The 19,359-nt window shown below is 73.3% G+C and carries 19 protein-coding genes; 10 read left to right on the plus strand and 9 right to left on the minus strand.

Features of this window, described 5'->3' with window-relative positions; genetic code table 11:
• Positions 1-281 precede the first annotated feature (281 nt).
• From IQ279_RS11045 to IQ279_RS11060, 4 genes are read left to right on the plus strand one after another with little or no spacing between them, the layout of a single operon-like run.
• Positions 282-1,442 (plus strand): helix-turn-helix domain-containing protein, encoded by a 1,161-nt coding sequence (locus IQ279_RS11045; protein WP_206348208.1) that lies wholly within the window; start codon positions 282-284, stop codon positions 1,440-1,442.
• A 21-nt stretch (positions 1,443-1,463) separates the two neighbouring features.
• Entirely contained in the window at positions 1,464-2,039 is a 576-nt protein-coding gene (locus tag IQ279_RS11050; RefSeq protein ID WP_206348209.1) for an HD domain-containing protein, read from the plus strand.
• Positions 2,040-2,063: 24 nt separating this feature from the next.
• Positions 2,064-2,540, plus strand: coding sequence for a hypothetical protein (locus IQ279_RS11055; protein ID WP_206348210.1), 477 nt, complete (start codon positions 2,064-2,066; stop codon positions 2,538-2,540).
• 42 nt (positions 2,541-2,582) lie between these two features.
• Positions 2,583-3,227, plus strand: a complete 645-nt coding sequence (locus tag IQ279_RS11060) for a GNAT family N-acetyltransferase (protein ID WP_206348211.1) — start codon at positions 2,583-2,585, stop codon at positions 3,225-3,227.
• A gap of 101 nt (positions 3,228-3,328) precedes the next feature.
• Here the strand turns inward: IQ279_RS11060 and IQ279_RS11065 are convergent, their stop codons facing one another.
• From IQ279_RS11065 to IQ279_RS11075, 3 genes are all read right to left on the minus strand, one after another.
• Entirely contained in the window at positions 3,329-4,321 is a 993-nt protein-coding gene (locus IQ279_RS11065) for an NADPH:quinone oxidoreductase family protein (RefSeq protein WP_206348212.1), read from the minus strand.
• Between the two features lie 99 nt (positions 4,322-4,420).
• Positions 4,421-5,029, minus strand: coding sequence for a TetR/AcrR family transcriptional regulator (locus IQ279_RS11070; RefSeq protein WP_206348213.1), 609 nt, complete (start codon positions 5,027-5,029; stop codon positions 4,421-4,423).
• A gap of 26 nt (positions 5,030-5,055) precedes the next feature.
• The gene (locus IQ279_RS11075) at positions 5,056-5,835 is read right to left on the minus strand and encodes an SDR family oxidoreductase (RefSeq protein ID WP_206348214.1); all 780 of its coding nucleotides are present in this window, start codon (positions 5,833-5,835) and stop codon (positions 5,056-5,058) included.
• Between the two features lie 195 nt (positions 5,836-6,030).
• Between IQ279_RS11075 and IQ279_RS11080 the strand changes: the two genes are divergently transcribed.
• Together IQ279_RS11080 and IQ279_RS11085 are read left to right on the plus strand one after the other, a co-directional pair.
• Positions 6,031-6,567: a hypothetical protein gene (locus IQ279_RS11080; RefSeq protein WP_241027930.1), complete on the plus strand. Its 537-nt coding sequence runs from the start codon at positions 6,031-6,033 to the stop codon at positions 6,565-6,567.
• Positions 6,568-6,798: 231 nt separating this feature from the next.
• Positions 6,799-7,263, plus strand: a complete 465-nt coding sequence (locus IQ279_RS11085) for a MaoC family dehydratase (RefSeq protein WP_206348215.1) — start codon at positions 6,799-6,801, stop codon at positions 7,261-7,263.
• 22 nt (positions 7,264-7,285) lie between these two features.
• On the opposite strand, the gene IQ279_RS11090 is transcribed toward IQ279_RS11085, so the two are convergent.
• Entirely contained in the window at positions 7,286-7,981 is a 696-nt protein-coding gene (locus tag IQ279_RS11090) for a TetR/AcrR family transcriptional regulator (RefSeq protein ID WP_206348286.1), read from the minus strand.
• Positions 7,982-8,124: 143 nt separating this feature from the next.
• Positions 8,125-9,285, minus strand: a complete 1,161-nt coding sequence (locus IQ279_RS11095; RefSeq protein WP_206348216.1) for an acyl-CoA dehydrogenase family protein — start codon at positions 9,283-9,285, stop codon at positions 8,125-8,127.
• Between the two features lie 66 nt (positions 9,286-9,351).
• On the opposite strand from IQ279_RS11095, the gene IQ279_RS11100 reads away from it, so the two are divergent.
• Complete coding sequence (locus IQ279_RS11100) at positions 9,352-10,032, plus strand: TetR/AcrR family transcriptional regulator (RefSeq protein WP_206348217.1); 681 nt, start codon at positions 9,352-9,354, stop codon at positions 10,030-10,032.
• Positions 10,033-10,065: 33 nt separating this feature from the next.
• Here IQ279_RS11100 and IQ279_RS11105 read toward each other — a convergent pair whose 3' ends face one another.
• The 3 genes from IQ279_RS11105 to IQ279_RS11115 form a co-directional block, all read right to left on the minus strand.
• The gene (locus IQ279_RS11105; RefSeq protein ID WP_206348218.1) at positions 10,066-11,148 is read right to left on the minus strand and encodes a Zn-dependent alcohol dehydrogenase; all 1,083 of its coding nucleotides are present in this window, start codon (positions 11,146-11,148) and stop codon (positions 10,066-10,068) included.
• Positions 11,149-11,254: 106 nt separating this feature from the next.
• Positions 11,255-12,673: an aldehyde dehydrogenase family protein gene (locus tag IQ279_RS11110; protein WP_206348219.1), complete on the minus strand. Its 1,419-nt coding sequence runs from the start codon at positions 12,671-12,673 to the stop codon at positions 11,255-11,257.
• 56 nt (positions 12,674-12,729) lie between these two features.
• Positions 12,730-15,096: a molybdopterin oxidoreductase family protein gene (locus tag IQ279_RS11115; RefSeq protein ID WP_206348287.1), complete on the minus strand. Its 2,367-nt coding sequence runs from the start codon at positions 15,094-15,096 to the stop codon at positions 12,730-12,732.
• A 231-nt stretch (positions 15,097-15,327) separates the two neighbouring features.
• On the opposite strand from IQ279_RS11115, the gene hmgA reads away from it, so the two are divergent.
• From hmgA to IQ279_RS11130, 3 genes are all read left to right on the plus strand, one after another.
• Entirely contained in the window at positions 15,328-16,668 is a 1,341-nt protein-coding gene (gene hmgA / locus IQ279_RS11120; RefSeq protein WP_206348220.1) for a homogentisate 1,2-dioxygenase, read from the plus strand.
• A gap of 153 nt (positions 16,669-16,821) precedes the next feature.
• Positions 16,822-17,571 carry a GntR family transcriptional regulator gene (locus IQ279_RS11125; protein WP_206348221.1) on the plus strand — a complete coding sequence of 250 codons (750 nt, stop codon included), beginning with the start codon at positions 16,822-16,824 and terminating at the stop codon, positions 17,569-17,571.
• Positions 17,572-17,699: 128 nt separating this feature from the next.
• A complete protein-coding gene (locus IQ279_RS11130) occupies positions 17,700-18,893 on the plus strand; it encodes a type ISP restriction/modification enzyme (RefSeq protein WP_241027965.1) in 1,194 nt (397 codons plus the stop codon).
• Positions 18,894-19,087: 194 nt separating this feature from the next.
• Here IQ279_RS11130 and IQ279_RS11135 read toward each other — a convergent pair whose 3' ends face one another.
• A complete protein-coding gene (locus IQ279_RS11135; protein WP_206348223.1) occupies positions 19,088-19,354 on the minus strand; it encodes a hypothetical protein in 267 nt (88 codons plus the stop codon).
• Positions 19,355-19,359 lie beyond the last annotated feature (5 nt).

Raw genomic sequence — 19,359 nt, forward strand, 5'->3', positions numbered from 1 at the left:
AACCCGCACTGCAAAGGGGGAAGCCTGGCGGCGAGGAGTGAGGTTGAGGCCAGTGGGTCGTTGGCTGGCGATCCGGCTCGGTGCTCTTCGTTCACTTGGGCGCTCCTGACAGCACTACCGGAAACCGCACCAGCCTCGCCGCGTATTCGAATCGTCGCTCTGAGCAACTAAGCTGACCGAAGCTTCCGGTGGAGATTTGAGTCGCGTTGAACTTACGGTGACGAAACGGGCGAAAAAACTGACGCAGAGTACGAGTAGTCCGCGAGCGAGACAGTCGGAGCGTGTTCATGGCCACTGGCCGATCGCATGCCTTCTCAGCAAAGCTGACCGCTGGTCAGCGTTCGAAGCGGCCCACCGCCCGTGGCAACGTGGCGGGACACATGCTGAAGATCATCAGGGAGCGGATCCCCCTCACCCAACGGACGCTGGCCGAGGAACTCGGAGCGGACCTGACCACGATCCAGGGTTGGGAATCGGGACGGCGTCCTCTCACCGCAGTGGCCTTCACACAACTGCTTGACCTACGCCGACTCCTGCTCCGCCGAGGCGCTGACCCTGTTCTTCTGCCGTTGCTCGACCTGGCTGTCGAGGCCGACTCAGTGATCACTGCCACGCTGGCCGCCAAAGCGACCGACGACGACTGGCTTCGCCATCCGTTGTCCGGATGGGTGTTCAACAGGAACTCCACACACATGATCATCTGGGCACTCGACGGCTCCACACCGACCGCCCTGCCGCAGCCACCGGCATCCACGCCCCGACGCAGGGGCCCCGCCCCTACGTCCCCGCTGCTCCCCGAACCGGAGCGCCGCGCTTTCTTCACCGCTCTTCGCAGAGCGGCCGAGATCGCCGATCGAGCCGGCGATAAGGGGACACTGCTCCGCCGTCAGGCGCTCTACCTTTGCAGCTACGACACGAGCCCGGACACCCATGCGTGGCTCGCGGACATGAGAAGCCGACAACCGATGAAGGCGCACCAACTCACCTGGACACCGGCGTGGTCGGACGTGCGCTCCACCGCCACGTCGCTGACCCGGTACGGCGATGTCGAGACTCTGCGCGCTTTCATCGCTCGTGGTATGAGCGATGACGCGGGCGAGGCGGCCAACCTCAATTACTGGGCCCACTGGCTCGGGCTGGACACGTTGCCGCGCCCCGACGACACCTTCATGACCCGGCGGTCCCCAAGTTCTTGGGATCCGGTCGCCTTGATGCGGAGCATCGCGGACCGCCTCGATCCGAAGCTCGGGGCGATCGACCTGAACGTCCACTCCGTGTGGGCGCTGGCCGGGTCGAAACCGGGTGTCCTCTCGGCCGACCGGTCCCTGCACGCGAATCTGTCCGCGCGTGTCGCCACGCTCCTGGAACGCGGCACGGTATCCCGGCAGGCCCGTCGTGAACTGGAGGCGCTGCATTACGGTCTGAGGCTGAGCAGCCAGTGATCTGCCTGAGAGGAATGTCGCATGACTGACGAGCAGGGCGCCAAGGGGACCGTCGGCTATCTGATGGAGATGGGCGCCCTCAAGCGCGGCAAGCGAAGCGGTTGGTGGATCGTCGGGGTCAAGGATCCCGAGACAATCGCCGAGCACTCGTTCCGTACGGCCGTCATAGGGGCTGTGCTGGCCATGATGGAGGGCGCCGACCCTGCCAAGGTCGCCCTGTTGTGCACTTTCCACGACACTCAGGAAACCCGGGTGGGTGACATTCCGTGGATCGGTCGGCGCTACCTCCGGGCGGCCTCGAACGAGGAGGTCACCGCCGACCAGGTCGCGGACGCGCACCCCGCCGTGGCAGAGGGCATCAGGGCCGTGGTCCACGAGTACGAGAACGGTGAATCGCTGGAGGTGCTCGTCGCGCGTGACGCCGACAAACTGGAATGCGTGATTCAGGGGCTGGAGTACCTGGAACAGGGCTATTCCAACGCCCGGGAGTGGGTGGACACCACCCGGGCGAAGCTGAAGACGCCCTCCGCGCAGGCACTCGCCGAGGCTGCGGAAGGAATGTCCATCACCGAGTGGCAGCGCACCTACCTGCGTTGAAGCCGCACCCTGCGGAGGAGACCCATGCGCGTGGGAATCACCGGGCACCGCGGACTGCCCGAGCCTGTCGCCGAGCGGGTACGGACCATGCTGGAGGCGGAGGTGCGGCAGTACCCGCCAGGTGAGCTGGTGGGGGTGTCGTGCCTGGCGGACGGGCCGGACGTATGGTTCGCCGAGTACGTGCTCGACCACGGCGGGCGCGTCGAGGCCGTCCTGCCCGCCGAGCGGTACCGCGACGATCTGCCCGAGTGGCACCACCCGGCGTACGACGGCCTGCTGGGGAGCGCGGCCGAGGTGCACCGCACCGGGCTGGTCGAGTCCGACTCCCACGCCCACCAGGCGGGCAGCGAGATCCTCGTCGGCCTGGTCGACCGGCTGCTCGCCGTCTGGGACGGGAAACCGGCGCGCGGCTACGGAGGCACGGCGGACGTGGTGGCCTACGCCCGCCGCACCGGCGTCCCCGTCCGGGTGCTGTGGCCCGAGGGCGCCTCCCGGGACTGACGGCGTTGCCGCGTCGCCCGGTTCGGCGGAAGAATCCGTGGAATGCGTGATCGACTGTGGTTACCGGCCGGGCTGTGCCTGCGTCCGTGGGCGCTGTCCGATGCCCCCGCCGTACTGGAGGCGTTCGCGGAACCGGTGATGAGGCGGCAGGCCGACGCGCCCGTCGCCACGGCGGCGGAGACCGAGCAGTGGATCCGGCGGCGACGGGACCAGTGGCAGCATGGAGTGGCCTACGGCTTCGCCGTCGCCGACGGCGGCGACACGGCTCTGGGCTGTGTCGCGGTGGGCGGCGTCAACGCGCAGCACAGTACCGGTTGGGTCTCCTACTGGACCACCGCCGCCGCCCGTGGCAGGGGCGTGGCGGCCCACGGCTGCCGGGCGCTGGCCGACTGGTGCTTCACCGACCTTGGCCTGTTCCGCCTGGAGTTGGGGCACCGCACCGACAACCCGGCCTCCTGTCGCGTGGCCCGCGCGGCGGGGTTCGCACCCGAGGGTCTGCAACGGCGAAAGCTCGCCTACGACGGCGTCCGCTACGACGTCGAGCTGCACGCACGGCTGGCGACGGACCCGCACCCGGAGCAGCAGGAGCACGAGGTGCGCATCAGCCGCCATTTCGAGCGTGCGCGCAAGTGGGGTGCTGTCGAGGATGCCGAGCGTCTGCATGACGCGGAGAAGCGCGACCGGTGAACTTCCCCTGACCTGTCCGGCCGCGCACAAGAAGGCCGTGTGTCCCCGGACCGCCCAGCGGTCCGGGGACACACGGCGCCGGCGGGTGGGCCGGCAACGGCTCAGGGCTGGATGACGACGCGGCCGGTGGTGGTGCCGTCGGCGACGCGCTGGACGGCGTCGGCCGCGCCCTCCATCGGTACGCGCTCGCTCACCAGCGGCTTGACCGCGCCCTGTTCGGCGAGCCTGGTCAGTTCCTCGTGGCAGGCGCGGACGGCGGCCGGGTCATGGGTGTTGTACAGGCCCCAGTGCAGGCCCAGGATGGCGTAGTTCTTCACCAGGGCGTGGTTGAGGCCGGGGCTGGGGATGGCGCCGCTGGCGAAGCCGACGACCACGATCCGCCCCTCGAAGGCGACGCACTTGGTGGAGGCGGTGTACGCGTCGCCGCCGACGGGGTCGTAGACGACGTCCGCGCCGTGGCCGCCGGTGGCCTCCTTGATCGCCTGGGCCAGGCCCTTGACGCCGTCGACCGCGCGCCGGTCGATCACCGTCTCGCAGCCCAGCTCCCGGGCCACCGCGGCCTTCTCGGGGCCGCCGACGACGCCGATCACCTTCGCGCCCGCGGCCCTGCCGAGCTGGACGGCGGCGCTGCCCACTCCCCCAGCGGCGGCGTGGACCAGCAGCGTCTCGCCGGCCTGGAGGCGGGCGCGGCGGTGGAGGCCGAACCAGCCGGTCTGGTAGCCGATGTGGAGGGCGGCGGCCTCGGCGTCGTCCAGCGCCTTCGGCGCGGGGGCGCAGTGGGCCTCGTCGACCGCCACCAGTTCGGCGAAGGCGCCGTGGGGCAGGTCGGGCTGGGCGATGACGCGGGTGCCGGTGGCGGTGGAGGCGCCCTCTCCGGCCGCCACGACCTCGCCGCACAGCTCCACGCCGGGGGTGAAGGGCAGCGGGGGGCGTACCTGGTAGTGGCCGCGGCACAGCAGCGCGTCGGGGAAGTTGACGTTCGCCGCCCGTACGCGCAGCAGGAGGCGGCCGGGGCCCGGCTCGGGGTCCGGGACCTCATCCAGCCGCATCACCTCGCGCGGTTCGCCGTTGCTGTGGACGCGCCATGCCTTCACTGAGGCCTCCGCCTTGGGTAGTGGGTCGTGTGGGGTCGTGGGTGGTTCCGGTTCTCCGGGGATCCGTGAGGCGCCGGGTTCGCGGGGCGAGTTGGGGGGCTACGGCCGCAGGGCCCGCAGCAGCAGGTCCGCCAGGTGGTCGGCGACCTCCTGCGGGGTCATGCGCCCGCCGGGCCGGTACCAGGTGCTGAGGTGGTGGACGGAGCCGAAGTGGTAGTCCACCACCAGGTCGGCCGGGGTGGCGGTGGAGAAGACTCCCGCCTTCTGCCCCTCCTCGATCAGGGCGCGGAACCGCTCGTGGTAGCGGCGGCGTTCGGAGCGCACCTGCTTCTGCTTGTCCTCGCTGAGCTGGTGCATGGAGCGGAAGAAGATCGAGGCGTCGTCGAGGTTGTCGATGGTGGTGACGACGACGTCGGCGGCGGCGTCGCGCAGCCGCCGCTCCACGGGGGCGTCGGAGGAGGCGAAGGCGTCCAGCCGCTCCTGCTGCAGGCGCAGCACCCGGCCGTAGATCTCGTGCAGCAGGTCGTCCTTGGATCCGAAGTAGTGGTAGAGGGCGCCCTTGGTGACGCCCGCCGCCTCGACGATCTCCTGGACGGAGGTGCGGTCGTAGCCGCGGTCGGCGAACAGCCGGGTGGCGGCGGCCAGCAGCCGCTGCGGGACAGGCTGGGTGGGGGCGTCGTCCTGCCGCTGGTTCGCCGGGCTCGTCATGGCGGTTCCTCCTGCTGCTCGTGGCCTTACCGGACCTGCTGGTCCCGCTGGATTGTCTCCAGCTTCCGCTGCACATGATTCATGCCGTCCAGCCACTTGTCGGTGTCGGATGCGCGCGCGACGGCGTAGCGGGCGGCCTCCGGGTGCGGCAGGACCAGGAAGCGTCCGGCGTCGACGGCCTCCAGGGTGGCGCGGGCGACGTCCTCCGGCTCGATGGCGGTGGGCCTGAGCACCAGGTCGCCTGCGGTGGAGGCGGAGGCGAGCATGTCGGTGCGCACGCCCTGCGGGCACACGGCGTGGACATCGATCCCGCGGTGGCGGTAGGTGAGCGACAGCCACTCGGCGAAGGCGAGGGCGGCGTGCTTGGAGACGCTGTAGGGCGCGGAGCCGACCATGGTGAGCATTCCGGCGGCCGAGACGGTGGCGACGAAGCGGCCGCGGCCGCGCTCAAGCCACTCGGGCAGCAGTTCGCGCGCCGCCCGGACGTGGGCCATGACGTTGACGTCCCAGGCGGCGTCCCAGACGGCGTCCTCGGCCTCGGGGCCGCCGGCCGGGGCGACGCCGGCGTTGGCGCAGAAGACGTCGATGCCACCGCCGAGGGCCTCGCGGGCGGCGGGGACGATCCCCGAGGCGTCGCCGGGCACCGCCGTGGCACCGATCTCCCGCGCGACGGCCTCGGCCTTGCCGGCGTCGAGGTCGTTGACGACGACCCTGGCGCCGCGTTCGGCGAAGGCGCGGGCGAGGGCGGCGCCGATGCCGCCGCCCGCTCCGGTCACCACGACGCCCGAGTCCCTCAGGTCCTCCATGTGCCCACCCTTCGTCTCGTTCCGGTCGCCGGCGGTGGCCTCTTCCGGCCCGCTCCCGGTGGTCCACGGATTTCCTGCACAGACTAACCAGTCGGTATGTGGCATCGGAAGATTCGGGGGCACACGGATCCATTGGAGGGTCCGGTACGTCCCAGCGATGACGGCTGTGGTCGATTACGTCGGAGGTGGTACGCGTTGGCCGGTTTCAATGCCCTGGCGGAACAGGTCCGTGATCCCGGGAGAGACCCGTCCCAGCGCAGGCAGGCCCTGCGCAAGTGCCTGGAGCGCTTCGCCCCCTACGGGCATCGCGCCACCTGGCACCACCTGTGCGCCCGCGCGGGCATCTCCCCCGACGACCGCAGCCCCGATCCGGAGCGGCTGATGGCCGCCCTGGAGGAGTTGGAGGAGGCCCGGGAGGTGTGGCTGGCGTACGAACGCGACTTCGCGCGGCGGCGCAGGGAGCAGAAGCACCTCGGCGTCCGGCAGCCGCCGGGCGACGCCTGGCACCGCCGGTGCTGGGGCGGTCGCGGGCTGCTGCCCGTGGAGGACCCCGGCGCCGCGCCGCCCGCCCCGCTGGCGGAGGTGCTGCGGCGGCTGGTCCATGAGGCGGAGGCGCGCGAGGCGCGGCGTGCGGCGCAGGCGATGCACAGCGCCGAGCAGTCCCTGCGGTCCCGTCGGCCGGGCGCGGTGGCGCACGGCGGCGGCACGGGAAGGATGGCGGTCAGCGGCTGACACCCGCGTTCGGCGCGGGCGCGGCCCTGGCGGCGCGGTGGAGCATGACGCGTCACGGTGGGTCCCGGATCTTCCGGGGCCCGCCGTGACGCGTCGTGCACGCGGGGGAAGCACCCGGCCGTTGACAGGCCCGACACCCCCGAGCATGCTGAGCAAGCGCTTAGTAGCGTGTGCCGACACACGGACACACGGACACACGGACACCACGCATGGTTGGGGAGGCGAGCTTCGATGGCGGAGCCCCGGGTTTTCACATCGGTCGACGAGCTGAAGGCCGCTGTCGGCGAGGAGTTGGGCACCAGCGACTGGCTGGAGGTCGACCAGAAGCGGATCGACCTGTTCGCGGACGCGACAGGCGACCACCAGTGGATCCACGTCGATCCGGAGAAGGCCGCCGCCGGCCCGTTCGGCACGACCATCGCGCACGGCTATCTGACGCTCTCGCTGCTGCCGGTGCTGGTACCGCAGCTCATCAGCGTCGAGGGCGTGCGCATGGGCATCAACTACGGCGTGAACAAGGTCCGCTTCCCCTCCCCGCTGCCGGTCGGCTCGCGGGTGCGCGCGACCGCGCGGATCACGGAGGTCTCCGAGGTGGGCGAGGGCTGCGTTCAGCTCGCCTCACTGGTGACGGTCGAGCGTGAGGGCGGGGAGAAGCCGGTGTGTGTCGCGGAGAGCGTCGTGCGCTACTACCTGTGACACCCGCCGCCGTCCGCCGGGCTCACACGCCCCGGCCGGCCCCGCCCGCGGTTCCGTCGGCGGGACCGGCCGGGGCGCCGACCATCCTCAGCACCAGTCCGGCGTAGAGCTCGCCGATCTCCTCGGGTGTGCGCGCGCCGCCGGAGCGGAACCAGCGGGCGACGTCGACGCAGAGCGAGAGCACGGCCAGGGCCGTGCCCCGGGTGTCGGGGACGGTGAAGTCCCCGGCGGCCACTCCGTCCTCCAGGATGCCGCGCAGGATCTCCTCGCTGCGCCGCCGCAGGGCGACGATCTCGGCGTAGTGCTCCTCGGCCAGCGCGTTCAGCTCGTACTGCACCACCCGGGCCGTGGTGTGGCGCTCGGCGTGCCAGCGCACGAAGGCGCGTACCGCGGCGGCGAGCCGGTCGGCGGGGGTCACCGCGCTGTTGCCGGCCTCGGTGAGGATGCGCACCGAGCGCTCGTGGCCGACCCGGCTGATCTGGTAGAGCAGTTCTTCCTTGGTGCGGTAGTGGATGTAGAGGGCGGCGGGGCTCATTCCGGCGCGGGAGGCGATGTCCCGGGTGGTGGTGGCGTGGAAGCCGCGCTCGGCGAAGGCCTCGACGGCCGCCAGCAGCAGCCGGCGGGCGGCGTCGGGGGCCACCTCGCCCCAGGAGTCGTCGGGCTCTCCGGCGCCGTCCGCGGCGTTCCCCGCCGCGTTCTCGGTGTCCGCGGCGTCCATGGTGTCCGCGCTCTCCACGGACTCCGCTCCCGTCTCCGCAGCCATCAGCACCTCGCCCGTTCGTTACACCGGGCGAACACCATACAACGGCCGCTGAGCAGCCGCTTAGGGAGCTGGGGTGCTCAGGACACCCCGGAGGACCGTCAGAACGCCGACACCCCGGTCAGCGACCGGCCGATGAGCAGCTTGTGGATCTGGCTGGTGCCCTCGTACAGGGTCATCACGCGGGCGTCGCGCAGCAGCTTGCCGACGGGGTACTCGTCGATGTAGCCGTAGCCGCCGAAGACCTGGAGGGCGTTGTTGGCGGCGCGCACGGCGGCCTCGGAGGCGTAGAGCTTGGCGACGGAGGACTCGGTGGCGAAGGGCAGGCCCCGGTCGATGTGGTCGGCCACGCGCCAGGTCAGCAGCCGGGCGGCGTCGACGTCCACGGAGATGTCGCTGATCAGCTCCTGGACGAGCTGGTGGCGGGCGATGGGCTTGCCGAACTGCTCGCGCTCGGCGGCGTAGGAGACGGCCGCGTCCAGCGCCGCCTGGGCAATGCCGACACAGCCGGCCGCCACCGACATGCGCCCCTTGGCGAGGGCGGACATGGCGACGGAGAATCCCTTGCCCTCCTCGGCGATGCGGCAGTCGTCGGGGACGCGGACGCCGTCGAGCACCAGCTCGGCGGTGGCCTGGCCGCGCAGGCCGAGTTTGCCGTGGATCTCCCGGCGGGTCAGGCCGGGGGTGTCGGTGGGGACGAGGAAGGCGGTGATCCCCCTGTGGCCGGGCTCGGCGCCGGTACGGGCGAAGAGCAGCACCACGTCGGCCCAGGTGCCGTTGGTGATGAACATCTTGGTGCCGTCGATGATCCAGTCGCCGCCGGGGCCGCCGTCGCGGCGGGCGCGGGTGGTGAGATTGGCTGCGTCGGAGCCGGTGCCCGGCTCGGTCAGGCCGAAGCAGCCGATCGCCTCGCCGGCGCACAGGCCCGGCAGCCACCGGCGCTTGTGCTCCTCGCTCCCCCAGGCGGCGATCGTCTTGGCGACCAGGCCGAGGGAGACCGACAGCACCCCGCGCACGGCGGAGTCCCCGCGCCCCAGCTCCTCGGTGACCAGGCAGTACGCCAGGTGGTCGCCGCCGGACCCGCCGTACTCCTCGTCGATGGTCAGGCCCAGAAATCCCAGGTCGCCCAGGGACTTCACCACGGACCGGTCGATGCTCTCGGCGCGGTCCCACTCGGCGGTGTGCGGGACGATCTCCCGGTCGACGAACTCCTTGGCGAGCTGCCGTACGGCAGCCTGCTCCTGAGACAGCTCCAGATCCATACCCAATAAACTAGCAGCGCTAGTTGCAGCTTCACAGATACCGGACGAGACCCGAGGATGTGATCCGTGGCACGCCCACGTACCCCCCTGCTGAGCCGCGAGCGGATCGTGGCGGCGGCGCTCGCGCTGGTGGACGGCGAGGGCCTGCCCGCGGTGTCCACCCGCAGACTCGCCGCCGAGCTGGGCGTCAGCGGCCCGTCGCTGTACAACCACTTCCGCACCAAGGACGAGATCCTGGACGCGGTGGCCGACGCGGTGTGCGCCGATGTCGACCTGTCGATGTTCGAGAACGGCACCGACTGGCGCGAGGCGCTGGTGGCCTGGGCCCGCTCCTACCGGGCGGCGCTCAGCGCGCACCCCAACATCGTCCCGTACCTGGCGCAGGGACCGGGCCGGCGCCCCAGCCAGCTGCGGATGGCCGACGCCGTCTACGGCGCGATGCTGGACGCCGGGTGGCCGCGCGCCCACGCGACCCGCATCGGCGCGCTGATGCGGTACTTCGTGGCCGGCTCCGCGCTGGGCTCCTTCGCCCGCGGCTTCGTCGACGACGCGGCGCTGTACGAGCGCGACTACCCGCATCTGGACCAGGCCCATCTGCTGGCCGAGCACCAGCAGCGCGTCGACGAGGGCGCCTTCGAGACGGGCCTGCGAGCCCTCGTCGACGGGCTGGCGCTCCGGTTCCCGGACCGGGGGCGGCCCGGGGAGGCGGAGGACGGCGAGGTGCGGGAGAGCCAGGGCGTGCTGTGAAAGTCCCGTCTGCGGGGCGGCGCCATGCACGCCCTAGAAGACCACCAGCGCCCGGCCGCCGCGTCCGGCGAGCATGGCCTCGAAGGCAGCCGGCACCTCCTCCAGACCGATCCGGTCGGTGACCAGCGCGCCCAGGTCCAGCCGTCCGGAGCGGACGTGCCCGGCGAGTACGGGCAGGTCGCGGGCGGGGTCGCAGTTGCCGAAGACGCAGCCGGACAGGGTGCGGGCGAAGTGGAAGATCTCCAGCGGCGAGAAGGAGACCTGGCTGTCCTTGCCGCCGATGCCCACCACCGAGGTGCGCCCGCCGCGCCGGGTGGAGGACCAGGCCGCCCGGATGGTCTCCGCGCGGCCGACGCACTCGACCGCGGCGTCCGTGCCCAGTCCTCCGGTGATCTTCCGGATCTCCTTGGCCGTGGTGTCGGAGGCGATCAGGAAGTCGGTGGCCCCGGCACGGCGGGCCAGCTCCTCCTTGCCCGGGGAGACGTCCACGGCGACGATCCGCTCCGCCCCCGCGATCCGCGCCGCCTGGATCACCGCCAGGCCGACCCCGCCGGCGCCGAAGACGGCCAGCGACTCCCCCTCGCGCAGGCGGACGCTGTGGTTGACCGCGCCGTAGCCGGTCAGGACCGCGCAGCCCAGCAGGGCCGCGTCGGCCAGCGGCACGCCGGCGGGCAGCGGCAGCACACCGCGCTCGGCGACGACCGTCTCCTGCGCGAACGCGGCCGTGCCCAGCCCCGGATACAGGTCGCGGCCGTCGGCGGAGCGGGCGTAGGGGACACCGCTGGCCGCGTTGGCCTCGGTGCACAGCCAGGGCTCGCCCAGCTTCGCGCAGAAGTGGCAGCTCCCACAGGCGGGCGCCCAGTTGAGGACGACCTCGTCGCCGGGTGCCACGGTCGTGACGCCCTCGCCCACGGCGGTCACGGTCCCCGCGCCCTCGTGACCGAGGACGGCGGGCACGGGCTGGCGCAGGGTGCCGTTGGACAGCGACAGGTCGGAGTGGCAGACCCCGGCGGCGGTGAGGCGGACCCTCACCCGGCCGGGGCCGGGCTCCGACAGGTCGATCTCCCCCGTCTCCAGCGGGGCTTTGACGGCGGGCAGGACCACGGCGCGGACCACGTGGCGTCTCCTCTCACGTCCTGGAGCGGACGGACTGCTTGTGGTGGGATCGGGCGGGCGGTTGTACGGCTGGACGGGCGGCCGAAGGCGCGGCCGGGCGTGTCGCTCAGAACTGCAGGGACTTGGTCTGGAGGTACTCGGTCAGGCCGTGCGGGCCCAGCTCCCTGCCCACGCCCGACCGCTTGTAACCGCCGAAGGGCGCCAGCGGGTTGAACCGGCCGCCGTTGATGTCCACCTGGCCGGTCTGAAGACGGCGGGCGAAGGCGGTGGCCATCTCGTCGTCACCGGCCCACACCGCGCCCGACAGCCCGTATTCGGAGTCGTTGGCGATCCGGACGGCGTCGTCGGCGTCCTCGTAGCGCAGGATGCTCAGGACCGGGCCGAAGATCTCCTCGCGGGCGATGGTCATCTCCGGGGTGACGCCGGCGAAGACGGTGGGGCGCACGTAGTAGCCGCGCTCCACTCCCTCGGGGGCGTCCGCGCCGCCCGCGACGAGGGTGGCGCCCTCCTCGGTCCCGGTGCGGATGTAGCCGGTGACGCGTTCGCGCTGTCCGGCGTTGACCACCGGGCCCAGGCGCGTGGCGGGGTCGGTCGGGTCGCCGGGGACGTACTTGGCCGCCGCGGCGGCGGCGATCTCCACGGCCTCGTCGTAGTGGTCGGTGTGGACGAGCATGCGGGTCCAGGCGCTGCACGTCTGGCCGGCGTTGGCCATCACGTTGCCCACGCCGATCTTCACGGCCTTCACCAGGTCGGCTCCGGGCAGGATCACGTTCGCGGACTTGCCGCCCAGTTCCAGCGCGACCCGCCTGACCGCGCCGCCGGCGATCGCGCCGATGCGGCGGCCGACGGCGGTGGAGCCGGTGAAGGAGACCATGTCCACGCCGCCGTGCTCGGCCAGCGCCTGCCCGGCGACCGGGCCGCGCCCGGTGACGAGGTTGAACACCCCGGCCGGCACCCCCGCCTCGGCCACGGCCTCGGCGAACAGCCGCGCGACCAGCGGGGTGTCCTCGGCGGGCTTGAGGACCACCGTGCAGCCGGCCGCCAGGGCCGGGGCGACCTTGGCGACGATCTGGTGCAGCGGATAGTTCCAGGGGGTGATGGCGCCGACGACGCCGACCGGCTCGTGCAGTACGCGGGAGTTGCCCAGCCTCTCCTCGAAGGGGTGCTCGGCGGCGAGCTTCGCGTACGTCCCGGCGACCGTGACGGGCAGGTCGGCGTGGACGGCCTGCGAGAAGGCCAGCGGGGCGCCCAGCTCCGCGGTGACGGTGGCCGCGATCTCCTCGCGGCGGGCGGCCAGAGCGTCGTGCAGCGCGCCGAGCCGGGCCGCGCGCTCGGCGGGCGGTGCGGCGGCCCAGCCCGGCAGGGCCGCGCGGGCCGCCTCCACGGCCGCGTCGACGTCCTCGGCGGTGCCCGCCGGGACGGTGCCGATGATCTCCTCGGTGGCCGGGTCGACGACCTCGATCGTCTCCGTGCCCGCGGCGGGGCGCCACTGTCCGTCGATGTACATGCCGTTGTGTGCCTGCATGACCCCAAACTAGCGGCGCTAGTTTGGGGTGTCAGCAGGACGGCGCATGCCGTGGATCACACGGAGGACCCGGCGGCGGCCGGGGATGCCGCCGCGGAGCCCGGATCGGCGCCCCCGGCCGCCGGCGCGGGGACCACCCGGACCGGGAAGCCGTTGAGCACGGCCGTTCCCGACAGCGGGTCCAGCAGCCGCCCGTCCAGGAGCTGGTTGACGTTGGCCCCGGGCTCGGCGGAGGCCACCGGCGTCCGGGTGCCGGGCCGGTCGTGGCCCCAGCCGTGCGGCAGGCTGACGACTCCCCGGGCCACCTCCTCCGTCACCTCCACCGGTGCCCGGACCGTGCCCCCGTCGCCGGTGATCTCGGCGGGGGAGCCGTCGGCCAGGCCGAGCCGGGCGGCGTCGGCGGGGTGGACGTGGAGGGTGCAGCGGTTGCTGCCGCCCTTCAGACCGGGGACGTTGTGCATCCAGCTGTTGTTGGAGCGCAGATGGCGGCGGCCGACCAGCACCAGGGGCCCGGGCTCGGCCTGACGTTCCGCCAGGAAGCGTCGCAGCCGGGGGATGTCGGCGGCGATCGGCTCCGGGCACAGCTCGACCTTGCCCGAGCGGGTGCGCAGCACCTCGGGCAGCCGTGGGCGCAGCGGGCCCAGGTCGATGCCGTGGGGGTGCTCCAGCAGCTTCGCCAGGGTCAGCCCGCCGGGGTCGGCGCCGAAGCCGTCGCCGTAGGGGCCCAGCCTCAGCATCATGTCCAGCCGCCGCTCGGGGCCGCTCTCGCCGTTCAGCAAGCGGGTCAGCTCCGCGGTGTCCCGGCCGCGGACGGGGGAGGGCGGGTCGGCGACGGCGGCGGCCAGGGTGTGCTCGACGACCATGGCGTCGACCGACTCCGGGTCGGCGCCGGGCGCACCGGAGGCGCACAGCACCAGGCGGGCCAGGATCTCGCTCTCGCTCATCTCCCCCTCGCCCGGCGGGATCGCGGGGCGGGTGTAGCGCACCTGGTTGCGGACGGCCAGGGCGTTGAAGCTGAAGTCGAAGTGCGGGGAGCGGGAGGGCGGGGGCGGCGGCAGCACCACATGGGCGTGGCGGGAGGTCTCGTTGAGGTAAGGGTCGACGCTGACCATGAAGTCCAGCCCGGCCAGGGCTCGCTCCAGCCTGGCGCCGTCGGGCGCGGAGAGCACGGGGTTGCCCGCGACGCAGATCAGCGCCCGCACCCGTCCCTCGCCCGGGGTGTCGATCTCCTCGGCCAGCGCGGCGGCCGGGAACTCCCCCTTGACCTCCGGGTGCCCGCCGACCCGGCTGTGCCTGCGGCCGGTGGCGAAGCCCCGTCCCGGGGCGGGCGGGCGGGGGGCGCGGGCGGTGGCCGACAGCGGGAACATCGCGCCGCCGGGCCGGTCGAGGTTGCCGGTCAGCGCGTTCAGGACGTCCACCAGCCAGCTCGCCGTGGTGCCGAACTCCACGGTGGTGCTGCCGATGCGGCCGTAGACCGCGGCGCGCTCGGCGGCGGCCAGTTCGCGGGCGAGGGCGCGGACGACCTCCGGCTCGACGCCGCAGGCGCCGGAGACGGCCTCGGGGGTGAAGTCGGCGGCGAGGCGGGCCACGTCCTCCACACCGCCGAGGTGCTCCCCGGCCGCGCCGGTGTCGGCCAGGCCCTCGGCGAAGAGGACCTGGACCATCGCCATCAGCAGCAGGGCGTCGCCGCCGGGCCGCACGGCCACGTGCCGGTCGGCCAGGCGCGCGGTGCGGGTGCGGCGCGGGTCGACGACCGTGAGGGTGCCGCCGCGCCGCCGCAGGGCCTTCAGCCGGCCGGGGAAGTCGGGGGCGGTGCACAGACTGCCGTTGGATTCCAGCGGGTTGGCGCCGACGATCAGCAGATGGTCGGTGCGGTCCAGGTCGGGGACGGGGATGGCCAGGGGGTCGCCGTAGAGCAGCCCGCCGGAGGCGTGCTTGGGCATCTGGTCGAGGGTGGAGGCGGTGAAGACGTTGGGGGTGCGCAGCGTCTTGACCAGCAGGGGCGGGTAGAGGGCCCCGGCGACGGTGTGGACGTTGGGGTTGCCCAGGAAGAGGGCGACGGCCCGGGGGTCGCCGCCGGCCGGGCCGTCGCCGTCCAGGACACGGCCCAGCCCCTCGGCGACCGCCGCGAACGCCTCCTGCCAGCTCGCCTCCCGCAGCTCGCCGCCACGGCGGACCAGCGGGCGGGACAGGCGGTGGGGGTCGGCGTCCAGCTCGCCGAGAAGGGCGCCCTTGGGGCAGACGAAGCCGCGGCTGAAGACATCATCGCGGTCGCCGCGGGCCGCGGTGATCCGCTCCCGTCCGCCGTCGCCGGGGGTGACCGTGACGACCAGGCCGCAGGTGGCCTCGCACAGCGGGCAGATCCGCAGGGCGGTACGTGAGCCGGCACCCGCGGACGGGCCGGGCTTCTCGTTCGGCTGCATGGTGACACTCTCCGGCATCGGTCCCCCTGGTGAGCGGTGTCCGGGTGGGCGGTGCGGTCCGGCGACTCCATACCGACCGGACGGTAAGCGAACCTTAGCCCCGCGGCCCCCCGGCCGCCCAGGGGTGGGAGCCGAAACGGCGGCACGCCCGTCCAAGACGCGCCGTTGACGTGCGGACCCCCACATTCCTATGGTTGACAACAGGAAACCCTGAGCACCGGGAGCGTTGCGATGAGTGGCACCACAAGCGGTTTCGAGCAGGCGCGCAAGACCGCGGAGGGGCTGGCGTACTCCTCCGGTTTCGGCAACGAACACGCCTCCGAAGCCGTTCCGGGAGCGCTCCCCGTCGGCCGCAACTCCCCCCAGCGCGCACCCCTGGGGCTCTACGCGGAGCAGCTCAGCGGCACCGCCTTCACCGAGCCGCGCGCCCACAACCGCCGCTCGTGGCTGTACCGCATCCGGCCCTCGGCCGCCCACCCCCGCTTCGTCCGTGCCGACGGCGGCTCCCTGCGCGGCGCGCCCTTCACCGAGACCGAGCCCGACCCCAACCGGCTGCGCTGGGACCCGCTGCCCGACCCCGCCCCCGGCACCGACTTCCTGGACGGGCTGTGGACCCTGGGCGGCAACGGCGACGCCGCCCGGCGCGAGGGCGTCGCCATCCACCTGTACGCCGCCAACGCCCCCATGAAGCGCCGGGTGTTCAGCTCCTCCGACGGCGAGCTGCTGATCGTGCCCGAGCGCGGCGGCCTGCTGCTGCGCACCGAGTTCGGCCTGCTGCGCGCCGACCCGGGCCACATCGCGCTGATCCCCCGCGGGGTCCGCTTCCGCGTCGAGCCGCTGGACGCGGTGGTGCGCGGCTACGTCTGCGAGAACATGGGCCGCCCCTTCGTCCTGCCCGACCTCGGCCCCATCGGCGCCAACGGCCTCGCAGCCGCACGGGACTTCATGGCCCCCACCGCCGCGTACGAGGACGTGGAGGGCCCGGTGGAGGTGGTCAACAAGTTCTGCGGCGGCCTGTGGACGGCCACCTACGACCACTCCCCGCTGGACGTCGTCGCCTGGCACGGCAACCTGGTCCCCTACGTCTACGACCTGCGCCGCTTCAACGTGATCGGCAGCATCAGCTACGACCACCCCGACCCGTCGATCTTCACCGTCCTCACCTCGCCCTCGGACACCCCGGGCCTGGCGGGCATGGACTTCGTGGTCTTCGCCCCGCGCTGGCTGGTCGGCGAGGACACCTTCCGGCCGCCGTACTTCCACCGCAACGTGATGAGCGAGTACATGGGCCTGATCGAGGGCGCCTACGACGCCAAGACCGCCGGCCCCGGCGGTTTCGTCCCCGGCGGCGGCTCGCTGCACAACATGATGTCCGCCCACGGCCCGGACCGCGACACCTTCGACCGGGCCAGCGCCGCCGAGCTGGTCCCGCAGAAGGTGGACGACGGGCTGGCGTTCATGTTCGAGACCCGCTGGCCGGTGACGCTGACCGCCCAGGCGCGCGACGCCGGAAACCTCCAGCACGGCTACGACGACGTGTGGCAGGGCCTGGAGCGCCACTTCCGGGAGTGATACGGGAGTGATCCGGGAGCGAGTGGCCGCATCCGAGGGCGATGGCGCGTACCGTGACCCACGACGTACCGCCGCACCGCCGCCGCGTCACGGTGCCGTGACGCGGCGGCCCGGCATCACCCGGCAACCCAGCCTGGCCGTCCGGAGGCCGCCGTGACCACCTTCGCTCCCGACTCGCTCGCGCTGAACCGCAAGCTGCCGCTGTGGTATCAGGTCTCGCAGTCCCTGCGCGCCTCGATACTGGGCCGCTCCCCCGGCGCGCCCCTGCGCCTGCCCACCGAGGAGCGGCTCGCGGAGCACTACGGCGTCAGCGTGCTGACCATGCGCCAGGCGCTCAAGGAGCTGGAGAACGAGGGGCTGATCTCCCGGCACCGGCGGCGCGGCACCTTCATCGAGCCGAGCGCCCGCAGCGGGTCCCCCGTGCGGCTGCTCGGCTCGGTGGACGCCATCGTGGCCCAGCAGTCGGGCGAGGAGACGGTGCTGCTGGGACACGGCGCCGGGCCGGTCCCCGGGGAACTGGCCGAGTACTTCCCGGACCTCGCCGAGGCGGTGGCCTACCGGCGGCTGCGCCGCGACCGGGAGACGGGCGAGCCGACCAACTGGGCGGAGAACCTCGTCCGCCCCGAACTGGCCGGCCGCATCGACCTGGAGGACCTGGCGCGCTGGCCCATGACGAAGGTGCTGCGCGACGCCGTGGGCGTGCGGATCAGCCGCATCACCGACACCGTCCAAGCCCGGCTGGCCGACCCGGAGACGGCCGAGCTGCTCCAGGTGCCGCTGCTCAGCCCGATCCTGCACTACACCGGCGTCACCTACGACGAGAGCGGACGGGTGGTGGACGTGGCCCGCATCCACTACCGCGGCGACCGCTTCTCCTTCTCCGTCACCGTGGAGGCGGACTGATCCACGCCGGGCCGGTCCACGTCCGTAGCATGCCTGCGGCGGGCCGTACGGGAAGGACAGCGGGGAGGGAAACGGTGGGTGCCGGGACGGGCGGCGACAGCGGCCAGGACGTTCCGCTCGACGAGCTGATGCCCTGGTCGGTCCGGACGGTCCGGCCGGGCCGGGACTGGGTGACGGCGCCGGACGAGGCGTCGCTGCGGTCCCGCTGGGCCGCCCTGCTGCGGGCCTTCGGCGACGAGCGCGCGGCGCTGTTCGTCCCCACCCGCGCCCGCACCACCCGCACCGCCGTCCCCCGGCTGCCCGGCCCCGCGGCGGACGCCGGCGCCCCAACCGGCCGGCTGGACCGGGAGGACGGGGCGTGCCCGGAGCCGGTGCGGGTGCTGTGCGGGCCTTACGACCGGCAGTGGCTGATACCGGACCACCGGCTGCTCGACGCCGCCCGGCCGGAGCTGTGGCGGGTCGCCGACGATCGGCAGATCCTCCTGGTCGAGCCCCCGGCCGCGCCCCGCTCCCCCGCCCCGGAGCCGGTCTTCACCGAACTGCTCCCGGTCGCCGCCGCTTCCCGGACCGGACGCGTACGCCCCCTCTACCGGCGCCCCGGCGGCCGCGAGCCCAACCTCGCCCCCGGCCTGCCCGGGCTGCTGGCCGGAGCCCTGGGCACACCGGTGACGGCCGAGGACGTCCTGGCCTGGACGGCCGCCGCGGTACGCCCCGCCCCCGGCGGCCCCGGCGGCCATGCCGTGCCACTCACCGCGGACCGCGAGATGTGGCGGGAGGGCGTCGCGCTGGGCCGCGAGGTGCTGCGGACGCACACCCGCGGCGCCCGTTGCGGTGACGGCTCCCGCCCGCGTCTGCCGGGCGGGCGGCGCCCCTACGTGCGGGCCGCGCTGCCCGGACACCCGGCCCCGGACGCGCTGCGCCACGATGCGCGGGAGGAGAGCCTGTGGGTTGGAGAGGGCCGGGTGGCGCCGGTGGCGCGTGGGGCCTGGGAGTTCGAGTCGGGCGGCGTCCGGGTGCTCGCCGACTGGTTCGCCCGCCGTACGGACCCGGCCGCGCCCGGCACGCTGGCGGAGGTGCGCCCGAGGACCTGGCCGCCCCGGTGGACCTCGGAACTGCTGGAGCTGATCACCGTGCTCACCCTCCTCGACGGGCTGCGCGAGGCGCGCGCCGATTTCGCCGACCGCCTGGCCGGGCGTCCGGTAGTGGGGGTGTCCGCGCTGCGGGAGGCCGGTGTGCTGCCGCCGCCTTCGGCGGCGCGGCGCCCGGCCTCCGTGCTGGACCACCGCGAGGAGGGGCCGGAGGGGCAGTTGGCGCTGTTGTGAGGAACCGGTTCCCGCCGGCGGCGGGAGCCCGCCGGTCGCGGGAGCGGAGTGCGGGGAGAGTGCGGGGAGAGTACGGGGACGCGGCCGGGGCCGGGCCGCGACGCCCGGCCCGCCGCGGGGAGGCCGGTCTCCCGGAGCCCTGAGCCGAAACCTTCGTGCTCCGGCCCGGGTGCCCCGGACACGGCCGGACGCGGCTAGGCGTGGCCCCCGAAGAGGGAGCGCCGCAGCCGCCGCAGCGGCGCGAAGAGGGAGACCCGCGCGCCCCTGCTGCGGGAGCGCATGTGCACCGCGTCGCGCGCGGTCAGTTCGCGCATGAGCAAGGCCGCCTCAGCCGTGTCATCCTGGGAGACGGCGGGCCCCGCCAGCACGCTCAAGTGCCGGTCCAGGCGCGAACCGGTCGCACCGCTCCCGCACTGGATCGCAGGGATCCGCGCCCTGCTGCGTACCGTTATCTGTTCCATGACTC

The sequence above is a fragment of the Streptomyces verrucosisporus genome, from assembly GCF_017114865.1.
GTDB classification, from domain to species: Bacteria; Actinomycetota; Actinomycetes; order Streptomycetales; family Streptomycetaceae; genus Streptomyces; species Streptomyces fenghuangensis.

What these genes read in the sequence shown, in the direction of transcription:
- IQ279_RS11130 (WP_241027965.1), top strand. Translation starts at nt 17,700, where the DNA reads ATGCCCTGGTCGGTCCGGACGGTCCGGCCGGGCCGGGACTGGGTGACG.
- IQ279_RS11060 (WP_206348211.1), top strand. Translation starts at nt 2,583, where the DNA reads ATGCGTGATCGACTGTGGTTACCGGCCGGGCTGTGCCTGCGTCCGTGG.
- IQ279_RS11110 (WP_206348219.1), bottom strand. Translation starts at nt 12,673, where the DNA reads ATGCAGGCACACAACGGCATGTACATCGACGGACAGTGGCGCCCCGCC.
- IQ279_RS11075 (WP_206348214.1), bottom strand. Translation starts at nt 5,835, where the DNA reads ATGGAGGACCTGAGGGACTCGGGCGTCGTGGTGACCGGAGCGGGCGGC.
- IQ279_RS11090 (WP_206348286.1), bottom strand. Translation starts at nt 7,981, where the DNA reads ATGGACGCCGCGGACACCGAGAACGCGGCGGGGAACGCCGCGGACGGC.
- IQ279_RS11055 (WP_206348210.1), top strand. Translation starts at nt 2,064, where the DNA reads ATGCGCGTGGGAATCACCGGGCACCGCGGACTGCCCGAGCCTGTCGCC.
- IQ279_RS11085 (WP_206348215.1), top strand. Translation starts at nt 6,799, where the DNA reads ATGGCGGAGCCCCGGGTTTTCACATCGGTCGACGAGCTGAAGGCCGCT.
- IQ279_RS11050 (WP_206348209.1), top strand. Translation starts at nt 1,464, where the DNA reads ATGACTGACGAGCAGGGCGCCAAGGGGACCGTCGGCTATCTGATGGAG.
- IQ279_RS11135 (WP_206348223.1), bottom strand. Translation starts at nt 19,354, where the DNA reads ATGGAACAGATAACGGTACGCAGCAGGGCGCGGATCCCTGCGATCCAG.
- hmgA (WP_206348220.1), top strand. Translation starts at nt 15,328, where the DNA reads ATGAGTGGCACCACAAGCGGTTTCGAGCAGGCGCGCAAGACCGCGGAG.
- IQ279_RS11070 (WP_206348213.1), bottom strand. Translation starts at nt 5,029, where the DNA reads ATGACGAGCCCGGCGAACCAGCGGCAGGACGACGCCCCCACCCAGCCT.
- IQ279_RS11115 (WP_206348287.1), bottom strand. Translation starts at nt 15,096, where the DNA reads ATGCAGCCGAACGAGAAGCCCGGCCCGTCCGCGGGTGCCGGCTCACGT.
- IQ279_RS11095 (WP_206348216.1), bottom strand. Translation starts at nt 9,285, where the DNA reads ATGGATCTGGAGCTGTCTCAGGAGCAGGCTGCCGTACGGCAGCTCGCC.